Source organism: Nonomuraea sp. NPDC003709 (genome assembly GCF_040610775.1).
Taxonomy (GTDB): Bacteria; Actinomycetota; Actinomycetes; order Streptosporangiales; family Streptosporangiaceae; genus Nonomuraea; species Nonomuraea angiospora_A.
Genome location: NZ_JBEXMW010000066.1, coordinates 1 through 9720 on the forward strand (window position 1 = coordinate 1; position 9720 = coordinate 9720).

Genomic DNA, 9720 nt, shown 5'->3' on the forward strand with positions numbered 1-9720 from the left:
TCGGTGGTGGTGAGGTGGGCGCTCATGCCGCTGGGTTGGTGCCAGAGTCCCCAGGCGAGGGCTTGGGCGGGTAGGCCGGTGGTGTGGCGGTGGATCGCCAACGCATCCAGGAAGGCGTTGGCCGCCGAGTAGTTGCCCTGTCCGGCGCTGTCCAGCGTGCCGGCTGAGGAGGAGTAGAGAACGAACGCGGCCAGGTCCAATTGCTGGGTGGCCTGGTGCAGATGCCAGGCAGCATCCGCTTTCGGCCTCAGTACCCGGTCGATCTTGTCCGGGGTGAGCGAGGTGACCACACCGTCATCCAGCACCCCGGCCGTGTGGAAGACCGCCGTCAGCGGATGCTCGGCGGGTACCCGGCCAAGGATGCTGTTGACTTGCTCGGGGTCGGACAGATCGCAGGCCGTGATGTCGACGGTTGCGCCGGCTGCTTCCAGGTCGGTGCGGAGCTGGTCGGCGTCGGGGGCCTGGTCTCCTCGGCGGGAGGCCAGCAGCAGATGCTTGGTCTGGTGCTCGGTGGCAAGGTGGCGGGCCAGGATGGCGCCCAGACCGCCCGTGCCGCCGGTGATCAGTACCGTGCCGTCGGGGTCCAGCGTGCGGGGCATGGTGAGGATGATCTTGCCGGTGTGGCGGGCCTGGGCCATGTGCCGGAAGGCTTGGCGGGCCTGCTGCACCGGCCAGCACCGCACCGGCAGACCGGCCAGTTCCTGGGAGGCGAACAGGTCCAGCAGTTCGGCGAGCATCTGGCCGATCCGCTCGTGCCCGGCATCCATCAGGTCGAAGCTGCGGTAACGGACATGGGGGTGGGTGTTCGCGACGTCGGCCGGGTCGCGCCGGTCGGTCTTGCCCATCTCGATGAACCGCCCGCCGGGGGTGAGCAGGTCGAGGGAGGCGTCGGTGAACGGCCCGGCCAGCGAGTTGAGCACCACGTCCATCCCTTCGCCCCCGGTGACTGCGGCGAAGGCGTCGGCGAAGTCCAGGTCGCGCGAGGAGGCGATGTGGCCCTCAGGCACGCCCAGCGCCCGCAGCAGGTGCTGCTTGGCAGGTGAGGCGGTGGCGAAGACCTCCGCACCCAGGTGCCGGGCGATCTGGATCGCGGCCATGCCGACACCGCCGGCACCGGAGTGGATCAGCACCCGCTCCCCACGGCTGAGCCCGGCCAGGTCGACGAGTCCGTACCAGGCGGTCGCGAACGCTCCCGGGACGGAGGCCGCGCGGGCGAAACTCCATCCCTGCGGCATCCGCGCCATCATCCGGCGATCAGCCACGACACGCGGGCCGAAGGTCCCTTCGCCCAGGCCCATCACCTGATCGCCGACCCGCAGCCCTTCCACGCCGGGTCCGACCTCGGAGACGATCCCGGCGAACTCACCACCGATGAGCCCGCCCTGTTCGGGCACCATGCCCAGTGTCACGACCACGTCGCGGAAGTTCAGGCCGGCCGCGCGGACGTCCACGCGAACCTCACCGGCGGCCAGCTCCTGATCGGCCTCCGGGGCCGGAATCAGGTTCAGCCCGTCGATGGAGCCCTTGACGGGGCTGTCCAGCCGCCAGGCTTCCGGCCCCTCGGGCGTCGCGAGATCGCCGGACGTGTCCGCCCGGGCCAGACGGGGCACCAGCACCCGACCGGCCCGCACCGCCAGCTGCGGCTCGTCCTCCACGCCCAGCAACGAAGCCAGCGCGGTGAGCGAATCGGCCGCGCGATCGACGTCCACGAGGACGATCCGGCCTGGGTTCTCCGCCTGCGCCGAACGCACCAGGCCCGACACCGCAGCCTCGACCAGAGCACCATCGCCGGCGCTGCCGGCCTCGGTACCGGTCGTCACGGCACCCGTGGTCACCAGCACCAGCCGGGTCTCGGCCAGCCGATCGTCGGCCAGCCAGTCACGCAGCACCCCCACAATCCGGTCCAGCTCCGACCGCAGGCCCTCCAGCGGTTCCCGGTCGTCTGCCTGCGGAATCGGGCAAGGAATGACCATGGTCGTGGTGCCGTCGTCGCCCGCTGCCGCGTGGAGATCGGTGTATGAGCGCACCTCCAGGTCGCCGCCGCGCAGGGCTTCGGCCACTCTGCCGTCCGTCTCTATGACGGCTATCGGCCCTCGGGCATGGGGCGGGTTCCAGCTTGGCGGTATCACCCACTGAAGGTGGTGGAGCGCCTCGTGTCCGGGCTGGGTACGCGACGACAGTCCACCGGCGGGCAGCGGCCGCGTGATCAAACTCGTGACGACCGCCACCGGGACGCCAGTGGCGTCGGCGATCCGGATGCTGGAAGCGCCTCCCTCGGCCGGAAGGACGTGAACGCGCGCCTGCTGGGCGCCGGAAGCCAGGAGCTCCACCCCGTTCCAGGCGAACGGCAGCACGACGCCCTCAGCCTGCTCGATCAGGCCCGTGGCATGGAGGGCGGCGTCCAAGAGAGCCGGGTGGATGCCGTACTGGTCGGCTTCGGCGGCCTCTCGCTCGTCGAGCTCTACCTCGGCGAACACCTCGTTGTCGCGGATCCAGGCCCGCTTGAGACCCTGGAAGGCCGGACCGTACCCGTATCCGGAACCGGCGAGTGCCTCGTAGTGGCCGGACACGTCCACAGCCTGCGCTCCCGCAGGTGGCCACTGCCCATCGGCAGCGCCTGCAGTGCCGGTCGTCTCGGTGAGGGTTCCAGCGGCGTGACGCGTCCAAGGCCGCCGGCCGGTGCGGGCGTGGATCGCCACCTCGCGGCGGCCGTCCTCGGCTGCGGCGGACACCGCCACCTGGATCTGGACCGCCTCGTCGCCCTCGATCACCAGCGGCGCTTCAAGCGTCAGCTCCTCCAGGACCGGGCAGCCGACCTCGTCGCCCGCCCGCACGGCCAGCTCCACGAACCCGGTGCCGGGGAACAGCAGCGTCTCCCCCACCCCGTGATCGGCCAGCCAGGGATGCGTGGCGGTGGAGATCCGGCCGGTCAGCACCAGCCCGCCGTGATCGGGCAGCTCCACCGCCGCACCCAGCAGCGGGTGCTCCACGCGGGCCTGGCCCAGCCCGCCCGCGTCCGACACACCGGTCGTGGCGGGCTCCAGCCAGTAGCGCCGGTGCTGGAACGCATACGTGGGCAGCTCGGTGCCTGCGCCGGTCACGGTGAGGAGTCGTTCCCAGTCCACCCCGACGCCGGCGGTGAACGCCTCGGCCGCTGAGCGGAGGAACCGGTCGGGGCCGCCCTCGCCACGGCGCAGCGATCCCACCGCAACGCCCGATGTGCCGGTGGCGTCCAGGATGTCCTGCACCGCCATCGTCAGCACCGGATGCGGGCTCACCTCGATGAACGCGGTGCGGCCATCGGCCAGCAACGCCCGTACCGCGCCCTGGAAGTCCACCGGCCGGCGGGCGTTGGCGAACCAGTACTCCGCCCCCAGCTCCGAGCCCGCCAGCACACCGCCGGTCACCGTCGAATACACCGGCACCCGCCCCGGCGCGGGCTCGATGGGGCCCAGCATCTCCAGCAGTTGCTCGCGCAACGGCTCGACCATCTGCGAATGCGAGGCCACCGTGGTGGCGATCACCCGCGCCCGCACCCCCTCACCACGCAGACGCTCGACAAGCTCTTCCAGCGCCTGGGTCGGTCCGGCCACCGCGCAGGAGGCAGGCCCGTTGTCCGCGCTCACCTCCAACCCCTCGCCCACACGCTCCCGCACCACCTCAGCGGGCAGCCCCACAGCGGCGATCGCACCGCGACCCCACAACTCGGCGGCGAACAACCGGCTGCGCAACACGACCACCCGCACCGCGTCGGCCAGCGACAACACCCCGGCCACGCAGGCTGCCGCCACCTCACCTTGCGAGTGGCCCACTACCGCTGTCGGGCGGACGCCGATGGACTCCCACAGCTCGGCCAGCGCGATTCCGACCGCGAAGGCGACCGGCTGCAGTCTCTCGATCGAGTCCAGCCCCGCCCCATCGGCGTCGGCCAGGACCTGGGCCGGGTCCCAGTCCACCCACCGCCGGATCTCGGCGAAGCACTCCTCCAGCCGGGCGGCGAACACCGGCGACGCCTGCGCCAGCTCCACCCCCATCCCGGCCCACTGCGCCCCCTGACCCGGGAACACCAGCACCGCATCCCGCCGCCCCGACGCCGTACCCGACACCGAACCGGCCACCACCCCGGCACCGGGCTCCCCCGCCGCCAGCGACTGCAGCCCGCCCAGCAGCTCCTCCCGGTCGGCGCCCATGACGACGGCACGGTCCTCGAACACCGGCCGCGTGCGTACCAGCGACAGCCCGACCTCGCCGGCCGGCAACTCCGGCCGTGCCACCACGTACTCGGCCAGCCGGGACGCCTGAGCGCGCAACGCCTCCTCACCGCGCCCCGACACCACCCACGGCACCACACCGGAGATCACAGGAGCGCTCCCGGACTCCTCCTCCTGCGCCTCCGGTTCGGGAGCCTGCTCCACGATCACGTGCGAGTTCGTCCCGCTCACGCCGAACGACGACACACCCGCCCGCCGCGGCCTGTCCGCAGGCTCCGGCCAGTCCTGTGCCTGCTCCAGCAGCCGAACCTGACCCTGCTCCCAGTCGACATGAGTCGTGGGCGTGGACACGTACAGGGTCTGCGGCAACAGACCGTGCCGCATCGCCAGCACCATCTTGATCACACCGGCCACCCCCGCAGCAGCCTGCGTGTGACCGATGTTCGACTTCACCGACCCAAGCCACAACGGCTCGGCCGCACCCCGATCCCGCCCATACGTCGCCAGCAACGCCTGCGCCTCGATCGGATCCCCCAGCGCGGTCCCCGTCCCGTGCGCCTCGACCGCGTCCACCTCAGCACCCGACAACCCCGCATTGGCCAGCGCCTGACGGATCACCCTCTCCTGCGAAGGACCGTTCGGAGCCGTCAAACCATTACTGGCCCCGTCCTGATTGACCGCCGACCCACGGATCACCCCCAACACCCGATGACCAGCGGCCACCGCATCCGACAACCGCTCCAGCACCAGCACACCGACACCCTCGGCCAGGACGGTGCCGTCGGCCTCGTCGGAGAACGCCTTGCAGCGGTCGTCCCGAGCCAGGCCGCGCTGGTGGCTGAAGTCCACGAGGAGCTCCGGCGTGGCCATGATCGTCACGCCGCCCGCGAGCGCGAGCGTGCTCTCTCCGGCGCGCAGCGACTGGCAGGCCATGTGGATGGCGACGAGCGAGGAGGAGCAGGCGGTGTCCACCGTGACGGCCGGCCCCTCCAGGCCCAGCGTGTACGCGACCCGGCCGGAGATGACGGAGCTGGAGTTGCCCGTCCCCAGGTAACCCTCGCTGCCCTCGGGCAGGGGGCCTCGGCCCACCTCGTAGTCGTTGGCGAAGGCGCCGATGAAGACGCCCGCGGAGGTGCCGCGCAAGGAAGCCGGATGGAGGCCGGCCCGCTCCAGGGCCTCCCACGAGACCTCCAGCACCAGCCGCTGCTGCGGGTCCATCGCCACGGCCTCACGCGGGCTGATCCCGAAGAACGCGGGGTCGAACTCGTCCGCCCCTTCGACGAACCCGCCCGAGCGCGCGTAAGTCGTCCCGCTGCTGTCCGGGTCGGGGTCGTACAGCGCTTCCAGGTCCCAGCCCCGGTCCTTCGGGAACGGGACGATCCCCTGCTCGCGCTCCAGCAGCAGCTTCCACAGGTCCTCCGGCGAGTTCACCCCGCCGGGGTAGCGGCAGCTCATCGCCACGATCGCGATCGGCTCGCGCTCCTTCTCCTCGACCTCACGCAAACGTCGGTTGGCCTGCTGGAGATCCTCGGTCACTCGCCGCAGGTACGCGAGGAGCCTCTCTTCGTCAGCCATGCCGTCCCGCCTTCCCTAAGGGGTTTCGAGTTTGCGTTTCCTGGGGGACCTAAAGGCCCTGGTCGATCAGCGAGAAGAGCTCGTCGGCGCTCGCCGTGCGCACCTTGCTCTCCTCGTCCGTTCCGGATCGGTCGCCGCGCCACTCGTCCATGAGCTTCTGCAGGCGAACGGTGATCTCGGACCGCGCCTCGACATCGATGGCGATCTTGCCCAGCAGCCGGCCCAGCTCGTCCAGGCTCTGCAGTACCTGCGATTCGGCCGGTTCCTTCTTCGGCAGGAGCTGGCTGCCCATGTACTCGGCGATGGCGACCGCGTTGGGGTAGTCGAAGATCAGCGTCGCCGGCAGCCGGAGTCCGGTGGCCTTGCCGAGCCGGTTACGCAGCTCCACCGATGTCAGAGAGTCGAATCCGAGTTCGCTGAAGCTCCTGTCCGGATCCACGTGCTCTTCGGAGGCGTGTCCCAGCACGCCGGCGGCCTCCGTACGTACCAGCGAGACCAGCATGCGCTCCTGCTCGGCCGGGGGCAGCCCGGCCAGGCGCTGCTGCAGCGCCGACTCGCCGTCCGAGGCGGGTTGCGCGCTCTGGGCGGTACGGCGTGCGGGGGTGCGCGCCAGGCCGCGCAGGACGGCGGGGATGCCGTCCTCGCGGGCGCCGAGAGCACGGGCGTCCATGGGCAGCGGTACGAGGAAGGGCTCCGCCATGGTCAGGGCGGCGTCCAGCAATTGCATGCCTTCGGCGGCGCCCATCGCGGTGAACCCCGAACGGGACAGCCGCTCCAGGTCGATGTCGCCCAGCCGGCGCGTCATGCCACCCGTTTCCGGCGCCCACACCCCCCACGCGAGGGACTGTGCGGGCAGGCCGGTGGCGTGGCGGTGGATCGCGAGCGCGTCGAGGAAGGCGTTGGCGGCGGAGTAGTTGCCCTGCCCGGCACTGTCGAGGGTCGCGGCCGAGGAGGAGTAGAGGACGAACGCGGCCAGGTCGAGATGGCTGGTGGCCTGGTGCAGATGCCAGGCGGCGTCCGCCTTGGGCCGCAGTACCCGGTCGATCTTGTCCGAGGTGAGCGAGTCGATCACGCCGTCGTCCACCACTCCGGCGGCGTGGAAGACCGCCGTCAGGGGATGTTCGGTGTGGACGCGGTCGAGGAGCGCGGTGACCTGCTCAGAGTCGGACAGATCGCACGCGGTGATCTCGACCGTTGCACCGGCTGCTTCCAGGTCGGTGCGGAGTTGGTCGGCGTCGGGGGCTTGGTCTCCTCGGCGGGAGGCCAGCAGCAGATGCCCGACCTGGTGCTCGGTGGTCAGATGACGGGCCAGGATCGCGCCCAGACCGCCCGTGCCGCCCGTGATCAGCACCGTGCCGTCCGGATCCAGCGCGCGCGGCATGGTCAGGACAATCTTGCCGGTGTGGCGGGCCTGGGCCATGTGCCGGAAGGCCTGGCGGGCCTGCCGCACCGGCCAGCACCGCACCGGCAGACCCGCCAGCTCCTGGCCGGCGAACAGATCCAGCAGTTCGGCCAGCATCTGGCCGATCCGCTCGTGCCCAGCGTCCATGAGGTCGAAGCTGCGGTACCGGATTCCGTTGTTCTCGACGTCCGCCGGGTCACGCAGGTCGGTCTTGCCCATCTCGATGAACCGCCCGCCGGGGGCGAGCAGGTTGAGGGAGGCGTCGGTGAACGGCCCGGCCAGCGAGTTGAGCACCACATCCACCCCTTCACCTCTGGTGACCGTGGTGAAGGCGTCGGCGAAGTCGAGGTCGCGGGAGGAGGCGATGTGGTCGTCGGCCACGCCCAGCGCCCGCAGCAGGTGCTGCTTGGCGGGTGAGGCGGTGGCGAAGACCTCCGCGCCCAGATGACGGGCGATCTGGATGGCGGCCATACCGACACCGCCGGCTCCAGAGTGGATCAGCACGCGCTCGCCGTGACTGAGCCCGGCCAGGTCGACCAGCCCGTACCAGGCGGTCGCGAACGCTCCCGGGACCGACGCCGCACGGGCGAAACTCCACCCCTGCGGCATCCTCGCCATCATCCGGTGATCAGCCACCACGCGGGGACCGAACGTCCCCTCGCCCATGCCCATCACCCGGTCGCCGACGCTCAGCCCGTCCACCCCGGGCCCGACCTCGGCGATGACGCCGGCGAACTCGACGCCCATCGCCCCGGCCTCACCCGGGTACATGCCCAAGGAGTTGAGCACGTCGCGGAAGTTCAGGCCGGCCGCGCGGACGTCCACGCGCACCTCACCGGCGGCCAGCTCGCGGCCGGCTTCCGGAGCCGACATCAAGGTCAGCCCGTCGATGGAGCCCTTGGCGGGGCTGTCCAGCCGCCAGCCGTCGGGGCCGTCGGGCGTCGGGAGCTCGCCGGAGGTGTTCGCCTGGGTGAGACGGGGCACCAGCACCCGACCGGCGCGTACCACCAGCTGCGGCTCGTCCTCCACGCTCAGGAGGGAGGCCAGCGCGGTGAGCGAATCGGCCGCATCGTCGACGTCCACCAGGAGGATCCGGCCGGGGCTCTCGGCCTGCGCCGAGCGCACGAGGCCCGACACCGCCGCCTCGACCAGAGCACCACCGCCGGCGCTGCCGGCCTCCGTTCCGGTCGTCACCGCACCCGTGGTCACCAGCACCAGCCGGCTCTCGGCCAGCCGATCGTCGGCCAGCCAATCGCGCAGCACACCCACGACCCGGTCCAGCTCCGACCGCAGCGCCTCCGGAAGCGTGTCCTGCCCGGCACCCGCCTGCAGGCGCATGACCACGGCGGCGGGAAGAGCCTGCCCGGACGCGACCGCGTCACCCAACGCCGCCGCGTCCGCGTACTCCTCGACACCACCGCCGGCGGACTCGATCGCCGCCTCCAGAGCGGGCCACCGCTCGCCCACCACCGCAACGTCGCCCACCGGGGTGTCCGCGAGGTCGTTCGCCGGCGGCACCCAGTCCATGCGCAGCAGCGACGACGAGGACGCGGTCGCGGTCAGCTTCTGGTCAGCGAGCTCCCGCAGGACCAGCGAGCCGATGGAGGCCACGGCCTGTCCCGCCGAGTCGCCCGTCTCCAGGGTCACCGCGCCGTCGTCGGCGCGGCGCAGGCGTACGCGCAGGTGACTGGCGGCGGAGGCGTGCAGCCGCACGTCGGTCCAGGCGAAGGGCAGCGTGATCTTCGAGTCGTCGGAGAGTCGCTCGGCCACGCCGATGGCGTGCAGGGCCGCGTCCAGCAGCGCCGGGTGGATGCCGTACCGGCCGGCCTCGGCGGCCTCCCGCTCGCCGAGTTCCACCTCGGCGAACACCTCTCCGTCGTGCTCCCAGGCTCGCTTGAGTCCCTGGAACGCCGGTCCGTATCCGTACCCTGCGGCGGACAGCGTCTCGTAGTGGTTCGACACGTCCACCGCCTGCGCTCCTGCCGGCGGCCACTGGCTCCAGTCGAAGCCCGCCGTGTCGCCGCTGTTCGCCGTGGCCACGATCCCGGCGGCATGACGTGTCCATGGCCGCGTACCGCTGCGGGCGTAGACCGTCGCCTCGCGCCGGCCGTCCTCGTCGGCGGCGGCCACCGCCACCTGGATCAGGATCGACTCGTCCCGTTCGATCACCAGCGGCGTCTCGATCGTCAGCTCTTCCACTACCGAGCAACCGACCTCGTCGGCCCCGCGCACCACCAGCTCCACGAACCCGGTGCCGGGGAACACGACCTTCTCCCCCACCGCGTGGTCGGCCAGCCACGGATGCGCGGCGACCGAGATCCGCCCCGTCAGGACCACTCCGCCCTGATCGGGCAGCTCCACCGCGGCGCCCAGCAGGGGGTGGTCCGCGGGGGCCTGGCCCAGCCCGTCGACGTTCGTGACGGTCGAGGGCGCTTCGAGCCAGTAGTGGTGGTGTTGGAAGGGGTAGGTGGGCAGGTCGGTGGTGGTGGCGTGGGGGATGAGGGTGGTCCAGTTGGGGGTGGTGTTGGTGTT

2 protein-coding genes are annotated in these 9720 nt (G+C 71.5%); both read right to left on the reverse strand.

Annotated elements, in window-relative coordinates; translation table 11 throughout:
• Nucleotides 1-5786: SDR family NAD(P)-dependent oxidoreductase (locus tag ABZX61_RS65400; protein WP_355213144.1), on the reverse strand; the 5786-nt coding region annotated here is incomplete at its 3' end.
• 49 nt (nucleotides 5787-5835) lie between these two features.
• A partial coding sequence (locus ABZX61_RS65405; protein WP_355213146.1) for an SDR family NAD(P)-dependent oxidoreductase occupies nucleotides 5836-9720 on the reverse strand: 3885 nt, incomplete at its 5' end.